Raw genomic sequence first — 22,635 nt, forward strand, 5'->3', positions numbered from 1 at the left:
TTGTGTTGATGTCAGTAACACGACCTGCGGGTGACTTTCGTTCACACCCGGGCGAAATCACAGCGAACGCTCAAGCAGGATCTGGCCGTCGTCGGCGGAAATCACCTGCACCGAGGAGATTTGATCGACAGGAGTCGAAATGCTGCCTGCGGGCGTCGCGGTATGGCCCGGATTCGCCACCCAGGTTGCCATCCGGGTGTGGCTACCGTCGCGACCTACCACAACCATCGCCAGCGTGTCGTGATGGGCGTTCAGCGGGGCCAGGCAGACGCAGTTCATCGAGATGAACGTTCCCCACTGCTGGCGGCTGAGCGAGACAGTCGAGGCCAGCCTGTTGGTCCCGACCTGCGCCATCGGCTGCACCGACACGCTCGCCTGCGGCGGCGTGGGCACGGATGTCGGGTAATGGCCTGCAACGCCGATAAGCACACCGATCGCCAGCACCGCGGCTGCGGCGGCCCCAGCCGTCCAAGTCACGATGCGGGACCGGCGCCGTCGCCAGCTCACCTTGGCCAGCAGCGACGGCAGCAACTCGTCAGGCAGCAACCGATCTACGCCACTGCGGTCGGCCTCGTCGATTGCCGCCAACTCGCCGCGATCCAGCTGCGACAGGAGGGCCGGCATGCCGTTGAGCTCGCCAACGGCGCTGCGACACAAGGGGCAGCCGGTCATGTGTGCTTCGAATTCCCGCCGTTCGGCGGACGACAGTGATCCCAGCACATATGCGGCATCCCACATCGCGTGCTCGTCATGCCCGGATAGGTCACCGCCGTGCGGCGTCCCGGGCCGCCATAGCGGCATCATCGTGTAAACCCCATCTCCCCTTGGTACGTTTTATATTTCGTCGCCGGCGGCCCGCAAGGCAAGGTGCCTTCGGCGATGTCGTCCGGACCGGCCTGTTCAGGTGCGCTGTCCAGCGAACTGTTGCGGCGACTTTGAAGAGCCCTTGCTATTGAAACGAGAGAAGCGGCTGTTTGGTTCACATGTGGCACACTGGCCACGGTTAGCTCAGAGGCAGCCCGCCTGCGGTCAGGCGCCGCCCATCCAGCTGTGGAATCGACCATCCGGGTCGTAAGCCGAGCGCACCTTATCGAGGCGTGCCATGTTCGATTCGGCGATGAATCGCGCCGGACGGCGGCACAGATTCTCGTCGGCGAGCGAGATGCCCGTCGACAAGTGGGACATCGCCGCCATGCTGGACGCGGCCCAGTTACGATATCTTTCGTCGTCGGCCGGATCCTGCCAGATGGTGTAGAGCGCCAGGTAGATCTCGTCTTCCAGGCCGTACACCATGTCCGCCCGCTCCGGGGACGTCTTCCAGCCCGTGAAAATGAAGTGCGAGGGGTGCGGTGGCATGGTTTCAATGATGTTGCGGATGCCCGGCAGGAGTTCTTCGGCGGAAGCCGACGTGAACATGTTGTCGGCGATGTAGCGATGCCCCTTCGGGTAGCTGTTCATCACGGCGGTATACCAATTGGCCAAGGTTGTTGGCGCATAAGGCAGGTTGACGATCGCTTTGTCGATGACTGGGCAAGTACCCAGCGGGGCAAGGGCTTTGGCCGCCTCTTCCTCCGAGTTGGCGAATACCGGTGAGGCGATCGTGATGCCGGGTTGGTTGAGCCCGGCCCCTGGAAAGCTGCGCGCGGTGTGGATCTGCAGTTCGACCCGGTCGTCGATCTCGGAAGCGATCGAGCGTCCCCAGGTGAACACCTCGTCGGCAACCTCGATCGGATACATATACAGGCAGGTGCCCCAAACCGGGGGACGTGGGTGAACCCGCAGTTTGAAGGAGGTGACCACACCGAAGAAACCCGGTCCGGAGCCGCGGGCTGCCCAATACATGTCCGGATGGTTCTCGGGGTCGCAGTAGATCTGCTCACCGTCGGCGGTGACGACTTCCAGTCCAAGCACGCTCTCGCACGCCGGGCCGAGCATCGGGCTGTTCCAGCCGTATCCGCCCTGCAAAAGATAGCCACCGAGGCAAATGCCTTCGCAGTGGCCGGCGGGAAAGAACAGCCCTTGTGCGTCCAGTTCTGCCGCGAAGACGCTCGCGACCTTGCCCGGCCCGACGTCAGCGATCAACCGATCGGGTTCGACCGCGCAGTGATCGAGGCGGCTGACGTCGAGCAGCAAGCCGCCGTCGCGCAGGTGACTGGCCGCCCAGCTGTGTCCGCCCGAACGTACGCCGACGTGATGTCCGTTGGCCCGCGCATAACGGATCGCCGCGACCACATCGTCGGTGTCGTGCGCCTGCACGATTACATCGGGAAAACGTTCCGGCAGAAGGCCATTCCATACCGTTGCCCTACGGGCCGTTTCGTAGCCGTCTGTGCCGCGGTAGAAGGTCTTTGCGGTGGAGAGTAAAATCATTATATCCCTTTGCTTTTCACGCGAGCCGTCCCGGCGGGTACCGCCAAGGAGACATTGTCGTCTAACGTTCGAAGTTGCCGCCATGGACCAATCCGCTTGAGATAGCCCGCGACTTCCCGGGCCAATGGCGTCGCGTTGATGCGGATCGCCCGCAGTGGGCCGTTGGGCGGAATGCCGTACCCGATCGCGAACATTCCGTCGCCGACGTGCGAGGCGAAACCGCCGCGCGGGTTGCCGTGCTCGTCGAGAACGCCGAGATGTCCGACCAAACCGCCGAGATCCGTGTCGAATCCGGTAGCCGCGATGATCACCTGCGGCGCCACGGACGTGCCGTCGGCGAGGATGACGCCGTCGGATTCCATCGCCTTGACGGCGCCGACGACCTCGACGCGCCCAATCCGCACGAGGTCGACGAGCTCGTCGGCCAGCGTCGGGATGCGACCCCGCGTCTCCACCGTCGCCTTCAGCCCGAGCGGCGGCTGATGGAAGCCGTAGGCCGACAGGTCGCCCCACATCAGCTGGGTCATCCGCGCGATCAGCGGATCGATCATGCGTGCGGGAACTCTCGCGGACAGCTCAAGGAAGATATCTGATGGAAACGGTCCCATGGCCCGCCGCACCAGGTGCGGGGGTGTGCGCACCGCAAGCCAGATCCTTCGCGCGCCGTTGTTGGCAAGTTGGACAGCGATGTCGGCGGCCGAATTGCCTGCGCCAACGACCAGGACGTCGCGGCCACGGTAGGGCCAAGCGTTGGTGAAGTCTGCGGAGTGAACGATCTCGCCGTTGAAGCGGCTGAGCCCAGGCCACGCAGGGATGGTGGGTGCGCTGTAGTTGCCTGTGGCGAGGACGATTGCCGCGGTTCGGATCACACCCGACGACGTGTCAAGTTGCCAGACTCCCCCGGCACGGTCGACGCGGTGGACTTCACATCCGAGCTTCAGCGCGATGTGCTGCCGCTGAACGTAGTGATCGAAATAGCGGACCATGTCCTCCTTGGTCGGCCAACGGCCGGCGTTCAAGGGAATCCGCTGTCCGGGAAGGTGCGACAAGAAGCCGGTCGTGTTGAGCCGAAAATTGTCATAGCGCGTGCGCCACGAAATCGCCGGAGCCGCTGCGCGGTCGAGGACGAGCGGTTTGATGCCATGCTGATGATCGAGTTCGCGTGCGACAGCCAGACCGGCAGGTCCCGCGCCGATGACAACGGCGTCGGGGCTGCTCGGGGTCTTTGTAGTCATCCGCGATCTCCTGTCGGGTTCGGTGCCGGGGATCTCGGGCCCCAGGAGTAACACGGTCCAGAACCCCGTTCGGTTCAGTCGGGGCAATCCAGTTGCGGTGAAATCCGTCCGCCTGCCTGTCCAGGAGCATGTCGAGGACGCGGCGGGATTTGCCGTTTACCAGCCACTACGGCTTTGAGGAAGGCATTGAGAAGGCATTGAGAAGGTGGACGTCGATCGTCCGGCGCGCTCATTGCGCGTATCACCCTCAACGCGCTTGCCAAGCCCGGCCAGCACTTACTAGGATATGCAAGTAATCTGGGTGCAACCACCTCCACGATCGACATTCACTAGGGATAGTCATGACGAGACAGATTCCGCACTTCATCGACGGGCAGCGCACCGCCGGCCAGTCCACCCGCAGCGCTGACGTCTTCAACCCCAGCACCGGGCAAGTCCAGGCGACAGTGCCGATGGCCGGCAAAGCGGACATCGACGCCGCGGTGGCATCGGCCGCCGAGGCCCAAAAAGGCTGGGCCGCGTGGAACCCGCAGCGCCGCGCAAGGGTGCTGATGCGATTCATCGAACTGGTCAACGAAAACAACGCCGAGCTCGCCGAACTGCTGTCCCTCGAGCACGGCAAGACACTGGCCGACGCGCAGGGCGACATCCAGCGCGGCATCGAGGTCATCGAGTTCTGCATCGGGATCCCACACCTGCTCAAAGGCGAGTACAGCGAAGGCGCCGGACCGGGCATCGACGTCTACTCGCTGCGCCAGCCGCTGGGTGTGGTCGCGGGCATTACCCCGTTCAACTTCCCGGCGATGATCCCGCTGTGGAAGGCCGGGCCTGCCCTTGCGTGCGGAAATGCGTTCCTACTCAAGCCAAGTGAGCGTGACCCGTCGGTCCCGGTGCGCCTCGCCGAGCTGTTTCTCGAAGCGGGCCTGCCGCCGGGCGTGTTCCAGGTCGTGCACGGCGACAAGGAAGCCGTCGACGCCATCCTGCACCACCCCGACATCAAGGCCGTCGGTTTCGTCGGCAGCTCCGATATCGCCCACTACATCTACTCCACGGCCGCGGCCACCGACAAGCGATCACAATGCTTCGGCGGCGCCAAGAACCACATGGTCGTGATGCCCGACGCCGACCTGGACCAGGCCGTCGACGCGCTGATCGGCGCCGGCTACGGCAGCGCGGGCGAACGTTGCATGGCGATCAGCGTCGCGGTTCCGGTCGGCGAGCAGACCGCGGACCGGTTGCGCGCCAGGCTCGTTGAGCGAATCAACAATCTCCGTGTCGGCCACAGCCTGGACCCCAAGGCCGACTACGGTCCGCTAGTCACCGATGCCGCCTTGGCGCGGGTCCGCGACTACATCGGCCAGGGCGTGGAAGCCGGTGCCGAACTCGTCGTCGACGGCCGTGAGCGGACGAGCGACGACCTGACTTTCGGTGACGCCAACCTGGAGGGCGGCTTCTTTATCGGGCCGACCTTGTTCGACCACGTCACCCCGGACATGTCGATCTACACCGACGAGATCTTCGGACCCGTCCTGTGCATCGTGCGAGCCCATGACTACGAGGAAGCCTTAAAGCTGCCTTCCGAGCACGAGTACGGCAACGGGGTCGCGGTCTTCACCCGCGACGGCGACGCCGCCCGTGACTTCGTGTCCCGGGTGCAGGTGGGCATGGTCGGCGTCAACGTGCCGATCCCGGTGCCGGTGGCCTACCACACCTTCGGCGGCTGGAAGCGTTCCGGTTTCGGCGACCTCAACCAGCACGGTCCGGCCTCGATCCAGTTCTACACCAAGGTCAAGACCGTCACGTCGCGGTGGCCGTCCGGGATCAAGGACGGCGCCGAGTTCGTCATCCCGACAATGGATTAGGGTCGGCGACTTCATGCAGTTCCTCGATCTGAACGACGACGAGCGGGTCATCACCGAGACGGCGGCCGCGTTCGCCGCCAAACGGGTTGCCCCATACACCCTGGAATGGGATGCCAGTAAGCATTTTCCGGTGGACGTGTTGCGCGAGGCCGCCGAACTGGGCATGGCGGCCATCTATTGTCGCGACGACGTCGGCGGCAGCGGGTTACGCCGCCTCGACGGGGTGCGCATCTTCGAGCAGTTGGCCATCGCGTGCCCGACCATCGCCGCGTTCCTGTCCATCCACAACATGTGCGCGTGGATGATCGACAGCTTCGGCACCGATGAGCAACGCAAGGGTTGGATTCCGCGGTTGGCGCCAATGGATGTCATCGCCAGCTACTGCCTGACCGAGCCGGGCGCCGGGTCCGACGCCAGTGCGCTGAGCACCCGCGCCGTCAAGCAGGGCCCAGAAAAAAACGCAGACTATGTGCTCGACGGGGTCAAGCAGTTCATCTCCGGCGCGGGAGCCTCCGACGTCTACGTGGTGATGGCACGAACGGGAGGGGAGGGGCCACGCGGTATATCGGCATTCATCCTCGAAAAGGGCACTCCGGGAATGAGTTTCGGGGCACTCGAAGAGAAGATGGGTTGGCATGCGCAACCCACCGCGCAGGTGATCCTGGAGGGCGTGCGGGTACCCGCGGACGCGATGTTGGGCGGCGCGGACGGTGAGGGCGCCGGCTTCGGCATCGCGATGCAGGGCCTCAACGGTGGCCGCCTGAACATCGCGGCATGCTCGCTCGGCGGCGCGCAGGCCGCCTTCGACAAAGCGGGCGCCTACGTTCGCGAGCGGCAGGCCTTCGGGTCTCCCCTGCTCGACGAGCCCACGATCCGGTTCACCCTGGCCGACATGGCGACCGGGCTCGAGACGTCGCGAATGTTGTTGTGGCGCGCCGCGAGTGGGTTGGACAACGACGACCCCGACAAGGTCGAGCTGTGCGCGATGGCCAAACGCTACGTCACCGACACCTGCTTCGAAGTGGCGGACAAGGCCCTGCAGCTACACGGTGGCTACGGCTACCTGCGCGAGTATGGTCTGGAAAAGATCGTCCGTGATCTTCGGGTGCATCGAATCCTGGAAGGGACGAACGAAATCATGCGGGTGGTCATCGGTCGCGCCGAGGCCGCGCGGTTCAAAGCTCCTACAGCGAGCGCGTAAGAGAGGGACTGCATGTCGGCAATCGCGTTCTTGGGGCTCGGCAACATGGGCGGCCCGATGGCGGCGAACCTGATCGCCGCCGGCCAGACCGTGCGCGGCTTCGACCCGGTGCCCGCGGCGGTTACCGCCGCGGCTTCCGGCGGCGTCGCGGTGTTCGACAGCGCCGCCGAAGCGGTGGCCGAGGCCGACGTCGTCATCACGATGCTGCCCAACGGCGACATCGTCAAACGCTGCTACGCCGAGATCCTGCCCGCCGCCCGCGAAGGTGCCTTGTTGATCGACAGTTCCACGATCTCGGTCAACGACGCCCGCGAAGTCCACGCGTTGGCCGCCTCACACGGCCTGCCCCAGCTCGACGCGCCGGTGTCCGGCGGGGTGAAGGGTGCCGTGGCCGGAACGCTGGCCTTCATGGTGGGCGGCGACGAGGCCGCGGTCCAGCGCGCGCGGCCGGTCCTGGAACCGATGGCGGGCAAGATCATTCACTGCGGCGCGGCCGGCGCGGGGCAGGCCGCCAAGGTGTGCAACAACATGGTGCTGGCGGTCCAGCAGATTGCGGTCGGCGAGGCGTTCGTGTTGGCCGAAAAGCTCGGGTTGTCCGCGCAGTCGTTGTTCGACGTCATCACGGGCGCGACTGGCAATTGCTGGGCGGTGCACACCAATTGCCCGGTGCCGGGTCCGGTGCCGACATCGCCGGCCAACAACGACTTCAAGCCCGGCTTCGCGACCGCGCTGATGAACAAGGACTTGGGCTTGGCGATGGATGCGGTGGGCGCGACCGGTTCGGCGGCGCCACTGGGCAGCCACGCCGCCGAGATCTACGCCAAGTTCGCCGCCGACCACGGCGCCTTGGACTTCAGCGCGGTGATCGAGATGCTGCGCAACGGCTGACCGTCCGTCAGAAGTCGCCTGCGTTGCGGCGCAACGTCTCGATGGACGACACCAGCGACCGTGACTCGTCAGCCGAGATCCCGATGTCGCCGAACACCTGCTCGTTGAGCGTCACCGTCGCGTCCTCGACCGTGGAGCGGCCGAGATCGGTGATCTGCACCAGCGTCGTCCGCCCGTCGGTAGGGTGCGGCACGCGCTGAACCAGCCCGTCGGCCTCCAGCCGCCGGATGGCGTGGGTCACGCTGGTGACGTGAACCTGTAGGCGGTCGGAGGCTTTGGTGATCGGCAACGCGCCGGTCCGGCTGAACGCCAGGAGCCGCAGCAACTCGTAGCGGGAGAAGCTCAGGTCGTAGGGGCGCAACGCCGTCTCGACGCGGGCCAGCAGGATCTGGTGCGCACGCATCACCGATGTCACCGCCACCATGCCCTGCGACACATCGCCCCACCCGGCACGCTCCCAGTTGGCCCGCGCCGCGGCTATCGGGTCGCGCTTCTTCTCCGGGGCCACGCCCTTTCTTACCGCACTTGCCGGAGAAAACGGGCCAATCCGGACATGATTCGGGTGGGCGCCCGGCTTCCCCTGTCCACTCCGCAGGGGAAGCCGGGCTCGAATGTGGCTCGGCGGATTTCAGCTTGCGGTCGTTGCCGCGGGCGTCCCCGACGCAGACAACGCCGCCAACACCGCCAGACTGGACTCGCGGCTGCCCACGGTGATGCGTGCGGCGCCGTCGGCGTAGTGGCGAATGTGGAGCCCGGAGTCTGCGAACACGTCACTCCACGGCCGATCCTGCCCACCCCTCGAAGGCAGGAATATGAAGTTCGCGTGTGCGTCCGTGGTGTATATCCCCATGGCGCCCAGCCGCATCCGCAGGTGGCGGCGTTCGGCGGTGATCTGGCGGATCCTTTGCAGCAGTTGGTATTCGGCGTCGTAGGAGGCCGCGACCGCAAGCAAGCTGGTGATCGCGATGCCGAACGGCAGCTGTTGGGTCCACAGCGCCTCGGCCAGACGCGCGGATGCCATGCCGTAACCGATACGCAGGCCCGCCAGCCCGTAGGCCTTGGAGAAGGTCCGCACCAGCACCACGTTGGGAAAGCGTTCGATCAGCGACGAAACGTTGATCCGGTGCTCGGGAGCCGCGAATTCGATATACGCCTCGTCGAGCAGCACGATGGTGTCGCGCGGCACCCGCCGAAGAAAGCTCACGATCTCAGCCGTCGGCTCCAGCGTGCCGGTCGGGTTGTGCGGACGGCACAACACCACCACGCGCGCGGTTGCGGCGGCGTCGGCCAGCCCATCGAGATCATTGTGGCCGTGCTGGTCGAGAGGCACGGTCACCGGATCCAGCCGCGCCATCCGCGCGATGATCGGATATCCGTCGAAGGTCGGCGATGAGAAGGCGATGGCGTCACCCGGGTCGGTCAGTGCCTGTAAGGCCTGCAACACCACGCCGGTGGCACCGGCGCCCAACACCACCCGGTCGGACGGCAGTCCGATTCGATCGGCGATCAGGCTCCGCAACCGCTCGGGCTGAAACTCCGGATACCGGTTGGCCGCATCGATCGAACGAATCAAGGCCGACCGCACCCCCGGGAGCGGTGGGAATGGATTCTCGTTGAGCGACAAAGCAAACGGGTCGACCGCAGCGGGAAACGCGCCATCGATCTCGGCGGCGACAGGGCTCAGAGCGGTAGACATCAGTTTCGCCCGCCCCAGCGCACCGCCGCAGCACCGGCGAAGTCGCCGGCGTGCGCGAAGCCCGCCATCATGACCACATCGCCGGCCTTGACCTGGCCGTCGGATATCGCGTGATCCAGGTTGATCGGGATACCGGCGCCGAACAGATTGCCACACTCGTCAAAGGTGTCCCGGTGCCGTTCCTTGGGCAACTCGAGCGCTTCGCGCCAGTTGCGCAGAAACGCCCGGTTGGGCTGGTTGGTGACCAGCAGATCGATGTCCTTGGCGGGCAAGCCGATTCGGTCACAAACCGCCAGCGCCACTTCGGGGACCTGACGGTTGCCGCGGGCCAGCACCTTGGTGACCTTGCTTTCGGTGAAGCCGATGGATAGCTCGCCATGACCGGCTGCCCACCACTTGCGGGGCGGGTCCGAGGCCAGCACCATCTCGCCGGCGAATTCGCCGTAGGTGCGGCACTCGATATCGAGAATGGGCGACTGGTCGCTCAACGTGACCAAGCCCACCGCCGCGCCGTCGCCGGGCACCGCCGACTGCGCCTTGCGGCGAACTCCGGCCTGATCGAAGACGTGCCCGGCGGCATTCTGCGAGATGGCGATCAGCGCGGTGCGCCCCGCCCCCGACGACAGCAATTGACGAGCCACGTTGAGCGCCAGCACAAACCCGGCGCAGCCACCGTTGTTAAGGTCGAGCACCCAGGAGGGTCGCATGCCCAGGCGGTGGGCGGTGCCGCCGCCTTCGCCGTAGAACGCCATGTCAGGTACCTGCGTGTGGGTGATCAGCACGTCCGCGCCCGCGATGACGTCTTCGCCGTGCCGTTCGATCAGACCTTGCGCCGCCCGCTCGATCATGTCGATCGCGCTCTCTTCAGGCGCGACGTGATGACGGAACGCCGGCGCGCGGAACATGACGTTGTCGCGCAGTTCGTCGGACTCGGCGAACTGCGCGTAGTATTCCGCGCCGATCGGCTCGCCGGGCAGGTAGGTGGAAACGTCGGTCAAACTGACCGTGGGTTGGCTCATGATGTGCTCGCCTTTCCCTCAGCGCATCCAGTCGGGCGTCACCGGCAGGCCATTGTGATGGCGGTACTCGGCGATCGCCTTGAGGTTCTTCATTTCCAGCATGTGGCCGGCCCCGAACATGTCCCAGAAATCGCCGACCCACACGGGGCGCTCGGCCGGTGCCGTCTCCGGATACGGGTTGTTGGCGTAGAACGGGTGATGGCAATTGGTCCACAGCACAACCGAACCGGGCTTGTCGAGGACTACCTGGGCGTCGATGACGCGCATCAGGTAGACCATCCACAGGTGCTTGCCCTGGTCCCATGCGCAGTGGTAGTCGACGGTGCGGGCCTGCTCGTTGACGATGGTGCGGGTGTAGATCTCGGTCTCCGAACCGAGTCGGTCATAGGCCAGCCACAGGCCCGGTTCGTCGGTCGGCGTGAAACCGCGCAGACTGTAGGTCCACTCCTCGAGGCTGCGGGTGTCGGCCATGTACTCGAACAACTCGTCGGGTGGGCAGTCGACGTAATCGTTGACGGTGCAGTACTCCCCGAAGACCTGGTCGTGCGGGTAGACCGACCGCATCTGCTCCATGATGATCGGGGTGGCCTTTTCGCGGGGGTAGGTTTCGATGCGAGTCACCCCGTCGATTTGGCTGGGGATATCCTCAAGCGCTGGCAGCGACATCGGTCCGGTTCTCCTTTGCGGTTGGAATCTGCGGTGCGGCAGTTGTTTGGCCAGCGTTCCAGTGAGAAAGGGGGCGAACGGCGGGATTCCGTCGGCGGCGCATTCCACGCTGACCAAGTATCTTTGGCGTCCGGGACGGTAGCCACCCGCGCGCGCAACACCCCGCGCAGTGCTTCGAGCCTCGGCCCGGGCGTTGTCCCGGACCACCTGCTCGCCCGCGATGATGGTGACCGGACCGTTGGCGTTGCGCAGCACTGCGGTGATCGCATGCGGGTTGCCGATAGGCCGCAGTTCGCCGCCGGGATGTCCCTTGCGTGGGGCCCGGATATCCGGGATCTCAGCGTAGCCCTGCTGAATGTCCTTGGGCAGCAACAGAACTTCCGGGCCGCCGGTGCGCGCCGCAGCGATCGCCCGGGGCAGTGCGGTTACTATGTCGGCCGGGTTGAGCACCCGCTCGCAGGACAGCGACACCGCGGAAAACACCGCCTCGGCATCCAGCGATCCGTTGCGGCCGCTGGTGTCCTGAAAGCTGCCCAACCCGTCCATCGGGGTGGGGGTTTGGCCGACCAGAGCCAGCACCGGAACACGGCTGGCCAGCGCTTCCCCCAGGCCGGCGACGAGATTGAGCGCGCCGCCACCCGAAGTCGCGGCCATGACTCCTAGTCCGGATCCCAATCCCGCACCGCTGCGGCTGTACCCGTCGGCCATCGTTGCGGCGGAGAACTCGTGCTTGGCCAGCACCGCGGTGATTCCGGGGTGGAAGTGGGCCGCGTCGTACAGGTCCTCGATGTTGGCGCCGTCCACTCCGAAGATGTGGTCGATTCCGATTGCCGCGAGGTGTTCGACGATGTGGTCGACCACCCGGTGCTTTCTTGGCATGCAGTTAACACGACGGGCGAGCGGCTTGGGTTCACCGCCGGCGCGAATTTACAGCGATCGCTGCAGCAGAATCTGGCCGGTGTCAGCGGAAACGACTTGCACGGCGGCGATCTGGTTGACCGGAGTCGAAATGCTGCCGGCGGGCGTCGCGGTGTGGCCGGGATCGGCCACCCAGGTCGCCAGCCGGGTTTGACTGCCGTCGCGTCCCACGACGACCATCGCCAACGTGTCATGGTGCGCAGTCAGCGGAGCCAGGCAGACGCATTTCAGGTTGATGAACGTCCCCCAGTGCTGGCTGGACACCGACACCGTCGAGGTCAGCAGGTTCGTCCCGACTTGTGACATAGGCTCCGCGGACGCGGTCACCTGCTGCGCGGCCGGCGAGGATTGGCTCTCGACGCCGACGAACACACCGACGCCCAGCACCGCGGCCGCGGCCGCCGAGGCCGCCCAGGTCGCCACGCGGGTACGGCGGCGGCGCCAGCGCACCGTTGCCAGCAACGACGGCAACAACTCCGGCGACATCTTGGGCGTCGCAGATTCAGTCCCCGCAGCGGCCTCGGATCCATCAATCGCGGCGACATCCTCCCGGTCGAGCCGCGACAGCAGCGCCGGCACACCGCTGAGTTCGCCGACGGCCTCCCGGCATCCCGCGCAGGTGGCCATGTGTGCCTCGAATTCCCGGCGGTCGGACGCAGACAGGGATCCCAACACGTACGCGGCGTCCCACGTCGCGTAGCGGTCGTTCTCATCCATCGTCAGGACCTCTGTGTAATCACCGGGCGGGCCCAATCCCCGTAATGGCGTCCTCATGTCTTTCATCTCCTGTCACCCTTCAAGTATTCGGAGCCGATGACCAGCTGGATGGGCTGCGCTGTCATCGGGTAACCCCAAGTTCCTGCAGAGTGAGTCGCAATGCCCGCACGGCATAGTGTAGTCGCGACTTCACTGTTCCCTCGGCGATCTGTAGGTCTGCGGCAATCTGCGCTGTGGTCCATCCGCGGTAGTAGGACCGCTCGATCACGGCCCGGTGCTCGGCGGACAGTTGCGCCATCGCGTCCGCGATCAGCAGCCGGTCCAGCGCGGCGTTCACCTCGTCGGGCGTGGACTGCTCGGGCGCGCCCTCCTCGTCGAGGGAACCAACGACATTGCGGTGCCGTGCGCTGCGCCGGTCGTCGATGATCATGTTGCGAGCGACGGTGAACAGCCACGCCCGCGCCGATCGCTCGGTGTCGCCGATCACCTCCGGATGCTGCCAGGCCCGCAACAGCGTCTCCTGGACGACGTCCTCGGCCTGGCTGGCGTCGCCCGTCAACCGGAGCGCATAGCGCCACAAAACCGCGGCATGCTCGTCGTAGAGCGCCTTCATCAGAGCGGCTTCAGCAGCCCCGGACGCCCCACGAGTGCTGGCCACACGAGCCACTCGATCACCTCCGCCCACTGACACGAGTTAGAGTAGGCGTTTAGTTCAACGCCTACACCACGGTCAGGATGCGGGGCCCGTCCTCGGTCACCGCGACGGTGTGTTCCCAGTGTGCGGCACGTGACCCGTCGGCGGTGGTGACCGTCCATTCGTCGTCGAGCACCACCGTTTTGCCGGTGCCGAGCGTCAGCATCGGTTCAATGGCCAGTACCGAACCGGGGGCCAGCAGCGGGCCGCGCCCGGGGGCGCCCTCGTTGGGCAGGAAGGGGTCCATGTGCATGTGACGGCCGATGCCGTGGCCCCCGTATCCCTGCACGATCCCAAACGCACGTCCATGGCGGGCCTCGGCCGCGCGGGTACCCCGTTCGATCGCGTGCGCCACGTCGGTCAACCGGTTGCCCACGACCATCGCGGCGATTCCGGCTTCCAGCGATTCCCTGGTGGCATCCGAGAGCGCTTCGTCGGCCGGGTCGAGGGTCCCGATGCCGAAGCTGACCGCCGCGTCACCGTGCCAGCCATCCAGCACCGCGCCGCAGTCGATGGACACCAGGTCACCAGGTGAAAGGGTCTCCGCGGCGGACGGGATGCCATGCACCACCCTGTCGTTGACCGAGGCGCAGATCGACGCCGGGTAGCCGTGATAGCCCAGGAACGACGGGATAGCGCCGGCTTCCCGGATCACCGACTCGGCGATCTCATCGAGGCTCAGGGTCGACACCCCAGGGCCCGCGGCCGCATAGACGGCCTGCAGCGCGGTAGCGACCACGGCGCCGGCCGCGGCCATCGCGTCGAGTTCACTTGCAGTGCGCTGTGGCACGACCCTGCGACCTCGGAGCCGTGCCAGAGCGCGCATAGCCGATTATTTCCCCAACGCGTGCAGCGCGCGGGCGAACACTTCGTCCACGCTGCCGACGGCGTCGACCGTCTTCAGCTGTCCGCTGTAGTACTCCAGCAACGGCGCGGTCTCATCCCGGTAGACGTTCATCCGGTTGCGGATGACGTCTTCGGTGTCGTCGGCGCGGCCACGCGCTTTAAGGCGTTCGAACAACTCGTCCTCCGACACCCGAAACTCCACTACCGCGTCGATGTCGGTTCCCCGACGTTCGAGCATCTCGTGCAACGCCTTGGCCTGCGCGACCGAGCGTGGATACCCGTCCAGGATGAAACCGTTGGCCGCGTCGGCATGGTCCAGCCGGTCGTCGACGAGCTGATTGGTCAGCTCGGCCGGTACCAGGTCACCGGCGTCCAGATAGCGTTTAGCCTCCAGGCCGAGCTTCGTGCCGTCGCCGATGTTCTGGCGGAACAGCTCTCCGGTGGAGATTTGCGGGATCCCAAGTTTCTCGGCAAGCTTCTCGGCCTGCGTCCCCTTGCCCGCCCCCGGCGGTCCAAGCAAAACAATTTTCACTTGAGGAACCCTTCGTAGTTGCGCTGCATGAGCTGACTCTCGATTTGTTTGACCGTATCCAAACCGACGCCAATCATGATCAGAACCGCTGTACCGCCGAACGGCAAGTTCTGGACTCCGCCGGAGGCGCCGATCTGAAGGAACAGATTGGGTAGCACCGCGATCACGCCCAGATAAATCGAGCCCGGCAGGGTAATCCGGCTCAGCACATAGCGCAGATAGTCAGCGGTCGGCTTGCCGGGCCGAATGCCCGGAATGAAGCCGCCGAACTTCTTCATCTCGTCGGCACGTTCGTCCGGGTTGAAGGTCACCGACACGTAGAAGTAGGTGAAGAAGATGATGAGCCCGAAGTAGATGCTGATGTACACCGGGTCGCTCGGGTCGGACAGGTAGGTCCCGACAAATTTGTCCCACCAGCTATTGCCCACACCACCTGTTCCGCTGCGGACCAGCTGGGTGATCAAATGCGGAATGTAGATCAGCGAGGACGCGAAGATGACCGGGATAACGCCGGCCTGGTTGACCTTCAGCGGCAGATACGTCGACGTTCCGCCGTACATGCGCCGGCCCACCATGCGCTTGGCGTATTGCACCGGGATGCGGCGCTGGCCCTGCTCGACGAACACCACGCCGACGATGATGATCAGCGCGGCCACGCACACGGCGGCGAAGATCACCCCGCCACGGCTGTCCAGGATCTGTTTGCCTTCCGACGGAATGCGGGCGGCGATACCGACGAAGATCAGCAGCGACATCCCGTTGCCGATACCGCGTTCGGTGATCAGCTCTCCCATCCACATCACCAGCGCCGCGCCGGCCGTCATCACCAACACGATGACGACCAGGGTGAAGATGCTCTGGTCGGCGATGATGTCTTGTTGGCAACCCTGGAGCAGCCCGCCGTTGGCCGCCAGCGCCACGATGCTGGTGGCTTGCAGGATGGCCAGCGCGATCGCCAGATAGCGGGTGTACTGCGTCATCTTCGCCTGCCCAGCCTGGCCTTCCTTCCGCAGTTCCTCAAAGCGCGGAATGACCACCGTGAGCAGCTGCACGATGATGCTGGCGGTGATGTAAGGCATCACGCCCACCGCGAACACCGTCAGCTTCAGTAGCGCACCGCCGGAAAACAGGTTGATCAGCGAGTAGATCTGTCCGGCTTCGCCGCCGGTGGCCTCTTTGATGCACTGCTGCACGTTCTTGTAGTTGACGCCGGGGGACGGCAGCGCGGCGCCGACGCGATAGAGGACGAGGATGCCCAGGGTGAAGAGGATCTTCCGTCTCAGGTCGACTGTCCGCAACGATGAGATGAAAGCCGAAAGCACTCGTTCCTCCTGCGCAGCCGGGGGTCGATCCTGCGTCACGCGCCCAATACCCGCAGGCAGCAATACGGCCCTGTTAGACCGTGCGCGTACAAACCGTGTACGAGACTAACAGCTGGCGTGCGCAGGTCCTTTGCGGGCCGCCGGGGAGCCCCCCGAAAATGGCGTACAGTTTCAGATGACTCTTTATATTCGCTAAATATCGAAACCGGCATCTCGAAGGCTCACACAGGAGCGCCATGACACGCACTGAGCAGGACACCTGGGACCTGGCCTCGAGCGTCGGCGCCACTGCCACGATGGTCGCCGCGGCGCGCGCCCTGGCCAGCGCGGAGCCCAACCCGATCATCGACGACCCGTTCGCGGCGCCGTTGGTGCGCGCGGTCGGCCTCAACTTCTTCGTCCGCCTGGTCGACGGCGACGTCCAAACCCCACCAGCGTCCCAGACCCACGACCAAGCAGTTCAGGCCGAACGGGACTTGCAGCTCGAGACCGATTCGATCGCGGTCCGCACCCGCTTCTTCGACGACTTCTTCCTGAACGCCGCGCGCGACGGTGTGCGCCAAGCGGTGATTCTGGCCGCCGGCCTCGACGCTCGGCCGTATCGATTGTCGTGGCCGAGCGGCAGTGTCGTGTATGAAGTCGACCAACCCAAGGTCATCGAGTTCAAGAGCGCCATGATGTCGGCGCTGAGCGCCGCCCCGGCCGCCGACCGGCGAACGGTCAGCGTCGATCTGCGGGACGACTGGCCGGCCGCCTTGCGCCGCAGCGGATTTGACGACACGAAACCAACCGCCTGGAGCGCAGAGGGCCTGCTGATGTACCTTCCGCCCGATGCGCAGGACCGGCTCTTCGAAAGCATCACCGCGCTGTCCGCACCCGGAAGCAGGCTGGCCACCGAGTACCACGGCGACGATTCCGGCCGGACGATGAGCGAACGCGCGGCGCAATTCAATCAGCGGTGGGCCAAACTGGGCTGTGACATCGACCTCTCGGGGCTTTTCTTCGACGGCGAGCGCAGCAACGTCGTCGAATACCTGAAGGATCGAGGCTGGCAGGTGAGCACCCGTCCGCGGCGAGACTTGTTCGCCGATTACGGCCGCGTGTTCCCCGACGACGACACATCCCAGCTCCGCAACATCGTCAGCCTCACCGCTACGCGCCCATAGGCATCGGGCACGATGACTGACGCCTCCAACAGGGACACCAAGCGATCTGACGGCGACACTTGGGATTTGGCGTCGAGCGTGGGGGCCACCGCCACCGCGGTGGCCGCTCGGCGGGCGCTGGCCTCCAAGGGCCCGAACCCCCTGATCGACGATCCCTTCGCCGAGCCACTAGTCAGAGCCGTCGGGGTCGATGCCTTCATCCGGATTATGAACGGCGAAATCGAGGTGGCCGAGGATGGCGGTGCGCACCCGGTCCTGGCGTGGCCGGACGCAAGTGTGGTCTATGAGGTAGACCAACCCCGGGTGATCGAGTTCAAGACCAGCACCCTGGCCGGGCTGGGCGCAACCCCGGCCGTCGAGCACAGGGCGGTGGGCGTCGACCTGCGCGATGACTGGCCGGCCGCATTGCGCGACAACGGGTTTGACCCGACCCGACCGACGGCCTGGAGCGCCGAAGGGCTACTGGCGTATCTGCCGCCGGACGCCCAAGACCGGTTGTTCGACAACATCACCGCGCTGAGCGCCCCCGGCAGCAGACTGGGGACCGGCTATGTACCGGACATCCGCAACCGTCTGGAGAAACGGGGTCGCGATATCAGCGAGCGCTGGCGGCGCCTCGGCTTGAATCTCAACTGGTCCGACTTGGTCTACGACGGCAAGCGCAACGACGTCGTGTCCTACCTGTCGGATCGCGGTTGGCACGTGACCGCGCGCAGTACACCAGAGCTTTACGCCGAGAACGGATTCCAGTTTCCCGACCAGCCATCCATGGTCGCGTTCGGCGATATCAGGTACGTGTCCGCGGCGCTGGCTTAGCCCTTGGGGGGCTCGGCGCCCGGCGCCCGGACGACCATCGGCACGGCGGGAAAGAACCCGGCCATCTCCGACCGCGACGCGCGCAGCGCGGCGGTGCCGTAACCCTTCTTGCGTTGTTCGGGGTGGATCCAGATCCGCACGTTCACCTCGCCACCGACGAGCTCGCCGAACACCATTCCGACCTTCTCGCCGCACGACTCGGCGACGAACCACACGGCCTCTTCCTCATAGACACGCTTGAGCGCGGCCCGGATCTCGTCGTCGATGCTGCCTGCCGGGCTGCGGGATCCATCGCCGGCCTCCCCGATTTCCGCGGTGCGCGTCGCGAAGAGGTCGCGGTCCTCGGCGGCGGAGAAGGGCCGAAGCTCCAAGCTCTCACCCGAACTCGCCGGGCGCTCTCCGAGGGTGAAGCTGAGCTGTTTGTTCAGGTCGTCGAGCTCGGCGAGGATCTTCTTGCGCGCGTCCATCGTGAAAAGGTCGAACGACATGCCCATCACCGCTTCGGCGGCAACGTGGGATGTGTCCAGCAGCGTCACGATCGCCTCGACCGCCGCCGCTTTGTTCTTGGACTCGACCACGGCGTCGGCCACCTCATGTCGGCGTTCGAGAGCTTTCAGCAGCGCGTCGGTGATCTCTCGGCGGACAGCTGTGCGGTCGTGGTCGGTCATTAGACAAGACTAGAACGACACACCGGTCACCGCGTCAGATGAGACGAGACGGCCGGGCGCCCAGCTCCAGGAACCGTCGGTACCGGTCCTCCAGCGCATCCGCCCACGCCGGATCGGGATCGACGATGCGCTCGGTGGAGGCCCAGCGCGCGGCATCGCTCATCGACGATTCCAGACCGGCCGCCATGCGGCTCAGGAACGCCGCGCCCAGCGCCGCGCCCTCAGCCACCGCGGACACCTCCACCGGCCGGCCAGTCACGTCGGCGATGGCCTGCATCCACGGCTGGATCCGGGTGCCGCCACCGGTGGCCACGATGCGCGACACCGGCGCTCCGCTCAGTTCGATGAGCTGACGAACGACGAAGCCGGAGGCCTCGTAGGCGGCCCGCCGCACCGAGGCGGCGTCCTGAGTGAGATCGAGAGCATCGAGCACGGCGCGGCGATCCGGATCGTGGAACGGGGTGCGCTCGCCGCGGATATACGGCGACCACACCGGCACCCGCCGGGGATCGGCTTTCTCGGCATCACCGGGTGCCACCAAGCGATCCACCCAGCCCAGGAACAGCCCGCCGGCATTGCTGGCGCCGCCGATCTGGCTCTTGCCGGCGGAGGTGTGCGGGATGGTCCACAGGCCGGGCACCTGCCGGGCCTCGGCGACAATGGTCCACACGATCAGCGTGGTGCCACACATCACCAGCACCTCGCCTTCGCGATCGGCGCCGGCCAGGATCTGCTCGCAGATGGCGTCGATAGCACCGATCCCTAACACGGGGCCGGCCCCATGCACCTGCCCGGCCGCCGTTCCGATCGTCTCCACCCGCGGCATCTGCTCGGCGGTGGCGCCGCAGTCGGCGCAGGCCGTCGGGTTCCAGCCGGTCCCGTCGAACAACGGGAACGCGGTGGCGGCGGTCGCGACGTCGATCACCGCCTCGCCCGCCAGGGCGTGGTTGGCGACCGCAGGCGCGGGCCAGTATCCGGCCGCGCCGGGCGCTTCGGCGGCCGTCCAGCGCAGAAACTCGGCAGCCTCGCCCAGCGCCGGCAGCAGCTGGTTATCGGCGCCCGGCGCGCGGCCCCTGGCGTCGCCGTACAGCAATCCCGGGGTGATCGGCCGGCCGGCAGCATCGACCGCGGTCAACGACGGCACCATCGCCGCAACAGCCACCGCCCGCGCGTCCGGAACGCTGAGCTGGTCCAGTGCCGCCAGCGGACCCCGCCGCCACGCCTCGTCGGCGTCGTGCTCGAGCAGGTCGGGCGCCGGCACCCTCAGCCGGTGCGGGATCCGCACCCGCGCGGTCACCTGACCGTTCTCGTCAGCGGCTACCGCTTTGACCGCGGTGGTACCGATGTCGATGCCGATTGTGACGTCCGGGACATTCAAGCGTGACACGGGCGTCACCGTACGCCAGCATTGGCATTCGTGACGTCAAGACCGCGTGCCCTGGTGACCGCCCCGCTGCGTGGACCGGGATTCGACAAGCTTAAAGAGCTGGCCGATGTGGTGTACGACCCTTGGATTGATCAGACCCCGCTGCGGATCTACAGCGCCGAGCAGCTGGCCGAGCGGATCGCCGCCGAATCCGCCGATGTCGTTGTGGTGGAAAGCGACTCGGTCGCCGGCCCGGTCTTCGAGCTGGGTGCGCGCGCTCTGAGAGCTATTGCGTCCACCCGCGGAGACCCCAACAACGTCGACATCGCGGCGGCCACCGCCGCCGGCATCCCGGTGCTGAACACACCGGCGCGCAATGCCGACGCGGTCGCCGAGATGGCGGTCGCCCTGCTGCTGGCTGCCACCCGTCACCTGGTGACCTCGGACGCGGATGTCCGCAGCGGCGACATCTTCCGCGACGGCATCATTCCGTATCAGCGGTTCCGTGGCTGGGAGATCGCCGGGCGCACGGCGGGGCTGGTGGGCCTCGGCGCCGTCGGCCGGGCGTTGCGGTGGCGGCTGTCCGGGCTGGGCCTGCGGGTCATCGCTTACGACCCGTACAACGACGAAGCCCTGCACAGCCTCGACGAGCTGCTGGGCGAGGCTGACATCGTTTCACTGCACGCACCGGTCACCGACGACACCGTCGGGATGATCGGCGCCGAGCAGTTCTCGGGCATGCGAGACGGCGTCGTCTTCCTCAACACCGCCCGGGCCCAGCTGCACGACACCGACGCGCTCGTCGATGCGCTGCGCGCCGGCAAGGTGGCCGCCGCCGGCCTGGACCACTTCGCCGGCGAATGGCTGCCGACCGATCACCCGCTGGTGGGCATGCCCAATGTCGTCCTGACGCCCCACATCGGCGGGGCCACGTGGAACACTGAGGCTCGGCAGGCACAGATGGTCGCCGACGATCTGGAAGCGCTGCTGAGCGGCAACACGCCCGCCCATATCGTCAACCCGGAGGTGCTGGCCTCATGACATCCGTGAAATCCGTTGACAACGCCGAGGCCGCGGTGCTGGCGGCGGCCAAGGACATGCTGCGGCGCGGCCTGGTCGAAGGAACGGCCGGCAACATCTCGGCGCGGCGCTCCGATGGCAATATCGTCATCACGCCATCGTCGGTCGACTACGCCGACATGGAGCTCGACGATCTCGTGCTGGTCGATCCAGAAGGCGTTGTGCTGCAAGCCAAGGACGGTCGCTCTCCGTCGTCGGAAATGAAGTTGCACCTGGCGTGCTATCAGGCGTTCGACGACATCGGCAGCGTCATCCACAGCCACCCCGTGTGGGCGACCATGTTCGCGATCGCGCATGAGCCAATTCCGGCGTGCATCGACGAGTTCGCGGTCTACTGCGGCGGGGACGTGCGGTGCGCCGACTACGCGGCGTCCGGCACACCCGACGTCGGGGCCAACGCGGTCAAGGCCCTGGAAGGCCGCGGCGCCGCCCTGATCGCCAACCACGGCCTGGTCGCCGTCGGGCCCCGCCCCGACAAGGTCATGCACATCACCGCGCTGGTGGAACGCACCGCCCAAATCGTTTGGGGTGCAAGGGCTCTCGGCGGCCCGGTGCCCATTCCCGAGGAAGTGAACCGCAACTTCGGCATGGTCTACAACTACCTGCGCTCCAACCCCATGTGATGAACCGGGTCCGGCTGGGTCGCGCCAGCGTGGCACGCATCGTGGAGTTTCAGTTCGAGTTAGCGACCAGGTTTTTCCCCCGAACGCCGCCATCGGGGTGGCGCGACAATGCCGACCTGCTGGTGCCGGACTTCTTTGACCCCGACACCGATCGGTGGCGCATCGCGGTTCAAAGCTGGGCCCTCGAGGTCGACGGGCTGACCGTCGTCGTGGACACCGGCGTCGGAAACGACCGCCAACGCCCCCACATGCCACCCCTAGACCACCTGAACACCGCGTTCCTGGCCGCGCTGCAGTCGGCGGGCATCGACCGGAGCGCGGTGGATGTCGTGATCAATACCCACATCCACTCGGATCACGTCGGCTGGAACACCATGCTGGACAAAGACGCCTGGGTGCCGACGTTTCCCAACGCCCGATATGTGGTGCCCGCGGCCGACTACCACCACTTTGCACCCGACGGACCCGCGGCACGGCAATCACCGCGCACCGAAGAGGAAGCCGCCCAGCAGCGCGGTAACCAGTTGGTGTTCGCGGACAGCGTGTTACCCATCGACGAAGCCGGTCAGCTCGTCCAATGGTCCGACGACTACCAGCTCAGCCAGTCGCTGCGACTGCGGCCCGCCCCCGGGCACACCCCCGGCTCTTCGGTGCTGTGGCTGGACGCGGGTCAGCCGGCGGTCTTCGTCGGCGATCTCACCCACAGCCCGCTGCAACTGCGTCTACCCGACGACCCGTGCGCCTTCGACATCGATGCCACCGCTGCCGCAGTCACCCGGCGCCGGGTACTCACCGAGGCCGCACAGGCAAAGGCCCCCGTGATACCCGCGCACTATCCGGGGAGCGGCGGTGCAACTCTCCGCGCCGTCGAGGACCAGTTCGAGATCGATCACTGGTTGGACATCGAGCCACTCTGAGCACTCGCGTGCCGACGGCGAACTTCGCGACGC

Annotated in this window: 22 protein-coding genes and 1 pseudogene; 8 read left to right on the forward strand and 15 right to left on the reverse strand. The window is 66.1% G+C overall.

Translation table 11 applies throughout. From position 1 onward, the window contains the following. Positions 1 to 57: 57 nt before the first annotated feature. The 3 genes from ACLP9N_RS28735 to ACLP9N_RS28745 form a co-directional block, all read right to left on the reverse strand. Positions 58 to 801 (reverse strand): anti-sigma factor family protein, encoded by a 744-nt coding sequence (locus ACLP9N_RS28735; protein ID WP_442410615.1) that lies wholly within the window; start codon positions 799 to 801, stop codon positions 58 to 60. A gap of 228 nt (positions 802 to 1,029) precedes the next feature. Beyond that, positions 1,030 to 2,370, reverse strand: a complete 1,341-nt coding sequence (locus ACLP9N_RS28740; RefSeq protein WP_442410543.1) for an FAD-binding oxidoreductase — start codon at positions 2,368 to 2,370, stop codon at positions 1,030 to 1,032. Then, positions 2,370 to 3,605, reverse strand: a complete 1,236-nt coding sequence (locus ACLP9N_RS28745) for a flavin-containing monooxygenase (RefSeq protein WP_442410544.1) — start codon at positions 3,603 to 3,605, stop codon at positions 2,370 to 2,372. Before ACLP9N_RS28745 ends, ACLP9N_RS28740 begins: the two co-directional genes overlap by 1 nt. 341 nt (positions 3,606 to 3,946) lie before the next feature. Between ACLP9N_RS28745 and ACLP9N_RS28750 the strand changes: the two genes are divergently transcribed. From ACLP9N_RS28750 to mmsB, 3 genes are read left to right on the forward strand one after another with little or no spacing between them, the layout of a single operon-like run. Continuing rightward, complete coding sequence (locus ACLP9N_RS28750; RefSeq protein ID WP_442410545.1) at positions 3,947 to 5,467, forward strand: CoA-acylating methylmalonate-semialdehyde dehydrogenase; 1,521 nt, start codon at positions 3,947 to 3,949, stop codon at positions 5,465 to 5,467. Positions 5,468 to 5,480: 13 nt separating this feature from the next. Further along, on the forward strand, positions 5,481 to 6,668 hold the full coding sequence (locus ACLP9N_RS28755; protein WP_442410546.1) for an isobutyryl-CoA dehydrogenase: 1,188 nt from the start codon (positions 5,481 to 5,483) through the stop codon (positions 6,666 to 6,668). Positions 6,669 to 6,680: 12 nt separating this feature from the next. Continuing rightward, positions 6,681 to 7,556 carry a 3-hydroxyisobutyrate dehydrogenase gene (gene mmsB / locus ACLP9N_RS28760; RefSeq protein WP_442410547.1) on the forward strand — a complete coding sequence of 292 codons (876 nt, stop codon included), beginning with the start codon at positions 6,681 to 6,683 and terminating at the stop codon, positions 7,554 to 7,556. Between the two features lie 7 nt (positions 7,557 to 7,563). On the opposite strand, the gene ACLP9N_RS28765 is transcribed toward mmsB, so the two are convergent. The 10 genes and pseudogenes from ACLP9N_RS28765 to secY form a co-directional block, all read right to left on the reverse strand. Then, positions 7,564 to 8,064, reverse strand: a complete 501-nt coding sequence (locus ACLP9N_RS28765) for a MarR family transcriptional regulator (RefSeq protein WP_442410548.1) — start codon at positions 8,062 to 8,064, stop codon at positions 7,564 to 7,566. Positions 8,065 to 8,184: 120 nt separating this feature from the next. Beyond that, the gene (locus ACLP9N_RS28770; protein ID WP_442410549.1) at positions 8,185 to 9,252 is read right to left on the reverse strand and encodes a pyridoxal phosphate-dependent aminotransferase; all 1,068 of its coding nucleotides are present in this window, start codon (positions 9,250 to 9,252) and stop codon (positions 8,185 to 8,187) included. Beyond that, complete coding sequence (locus tag ACLP9N_RS28775; RefSeq protein ID WP_442410550.1) at positions 9,252 to 10,271, reverse strand: 3-oxoacyl-ACP synthase III family protein; 1,020 nt, start codon at positions 10,269 to 10,271, stop codon at positions 9,252 to 9,254. The genes ACLP9N_RS28770 and ACLP9N_RS28775 overlap by 1 nt, the downstream gene beginning before the upstream one ends. Positions 10,272 to 10,289: 18 nt before the next feature. Further along, entirely contained in the window at positions 10,290 to 10,937 is a 648-nt protein-coding gene (locus tag ACLP9N_RS28780; RefSeq protein WP_442410551.1) for an SRPBCC family protein, read from the reverse strand. 107 nt (positions 10,938 to 11,044) lie between these two features. Further along, a pseudogene (locus ACLP9N_RS28785) lies at positions 11,045 to 11,816 on the reverse strand (thiamine pyrophosphate-binding protein); the annotation flags it as partial. 48 nt (positions 11,817 to 11,864) lie between these two features. Beyond that, complete coding sequence (locus tag ACLP9N_RS28790) at positions 11,865 to 12,638, reverse strand: anti-sigma factor family protein (protein ID WP_442410552.1); 774 nt, start codon at positions 12,636 to 12,638, stop codon at positions 11,865 to 11,867. A 55-nt stretch (positions 12,639 to 12,693) separates the two neighbouring features. Next, a complete protein-coding gene (locus tag ACLP9N_RS28795) occupies positions 12,694 to 13,230 on the reverse strand; it encodes a sigma-70 family RNA polymerase sigma factor (protein ID WP_442410616.1) in 537 nt (178 codons plus the stop codon). A gap of 61 nt (positions 13,231 to 13,291) precedes the next feature. After that, complete coding sequence (map, locus tag ACLP9N_RS28800) at positions 13,292 to 14,092, reverse strand: type I methionyl aminopeptidase (protein ID WP_442410553.1); 801 nt, start codon at positions 14,090 to 14,092, stop codon at positions 13,292 to 13,294. A gap of 6 nt (positions 14,093 to 14,098) precedes the next feature. Beyond that, positions 14,099 to 14,644 carry an adenylate kinase gene (locus tag ACLP9N_RS28805; RefSeq protein ID WP_442410554.1) on the reverse strand — a complete coding sequence of 182 codons (546 nt, stop codon included), beginning with the start codon at positions 14,642 to 14,644 and terminating at the stop codon, positions 14,099 to 14,101. After that, positions 14,641 to 15,966, reverse strand: a complete 1,326-nt coding sequence (secY, locus tag ACLP9N_RS28810) for a preprotein translocase subunit SecY (RefSeq protein ID WP_442410555.1) — start codon at positions 15,964 to 15,966, stop codon at positions 14,641 to 14,643. The genes ACLP9N_RS28805 and secY overlap by 4 nt, the downstream gene beginning before the upstream one ends. Positions 15,967 to 16,202: 236 nt before the next feature. Here secY and ACLP9N_RS28815 point away from each other — a divergent pair, with 236 nt between their 5' ends. Both ACLP9N_RS28815 and ACLP9N_RS28820 read left to right on the forward strand, forming a co-directional pair. Next, positions 16,203 to 17,132 carry a class I SAM-dependent methyltransferase gene (locus ACLP9N_RS28815; RefSeq protein WP_442410556.1) on the forward strand — a complete coding sequence of 310 codons (930 nt, stop codon included), beginning with the start codon at positions 16,203 to 16,205 and terminating at the stop codon, positions 17,130 to 17,132. Positions 17,133 to 17,144: 12 nt separating this feature from the next. Continuing rightward, positions 17,145 to 17,948: an SAM-dependent methyltransferase gene (locus ACLP9N_RS28820; RefSeq protein ID WP_442410557.1), complete on the forward strand. Its 804-nt coding sequence runs from the start codon at positions 17,145 to 17,147 to the stop codon at positions 17,946 to 17,948. Here the strand turns inward: ACLP9N_RS28820 and ACLP9N_RS28825 are convergent. Together ACLP9N_RS28825 and ACLP9N_RS28830 are read right to left on the reverse strand one after the other, a co-directional pair. Then, on the reverse strand, positions 17,945 to 18,616 hold the full coding sequence (locus tag ACLP9N_RS28825; protein ID WP_442410558.1) for a GNAT family N-acetyltransferase: 672 nt from the start codon (positions 18,614 to 18,616) through the stop codon (positions 17,945 to 17,947). The two genes, ACLP9N_RS28820 and ACLP9N_RS28825, sit on opposite strands and share 4 nt — an antisense overlap. 34 nt (positions 18,617 to 18,650) lie before the next feature. Next, complete coding sequence (locus tag ACLP9N_RS28830) at positions 18,651 to 19,994, reverse strand: xylulokinase (RefSeq protein ID WP_442410617.1); 1,344 nt, start codon at positions 19,992 to 19,994, stop codon at positions 18,651 to 18,653. 39 nt (positions 19,995 to 20,033) lie between these two features. Between ACLP9N_RS28830 and ACLP9N_RS28835 the strand changes: the two genes are divergently transcribed. The 3 genes from ACLP9N_RS28835 to ACLP9N_RS28845 are packed head-to-tail and all read left to right on the forward strand — an operon-like array spanning position 20,034 to position 22,602. Beyond that, positions 20,034 to 21,023, forward strand: a complete 990-nt coding sequence (locus ACLP9N_RS28835) for an NAD(P)-dependent oxidoreductase (RefSeq protein ID WP_442410559.1) — start codon at positions 20,034 to 20,036, stop codon at positions 21,021 to 21,023. Continuing rightward, positions 21,020 to 21,685, forward strand: a complete 666-nt coding sequence (locus ACLP9N_RS28840; RefSeq protein ID WP_442410560.1) for an L-fuculose-phosphate aldolase — start codon at positions 21,020 to 21,022, stop codon at positions 21,683 to 21,685. Before ACLP9N_RS28835 ends, ACLP9N_RS28840 begins: the two co-directional genes overlap by 4 nt. Next, positions 21,685 to 22,602, forward strand: a complete 918-nt coding sequence (locus ACLP9N_RS28845) for an MBL fold metallo-hydrolase (protein ID WP_442410561.1) — start codon at positions 21,685 to 21,687, stop codon at positions 22,600 to 22,602. Before ACLP9N_RS28840 ends, ACLP9N_RS28845 begins: the two co-directional genes overlap by 1 nt. Positions 22,603 to 22,635 lie beyond the last annotated feature (33 nt).

This window comes from Mycobacterium sp. (assembly GCF_052144515.1).
Lineage (GTDB): Bacteria > Actinomycetota > Actinomycetes > Mycobacteriales > Mycobacteriaceae > Mycobacterium.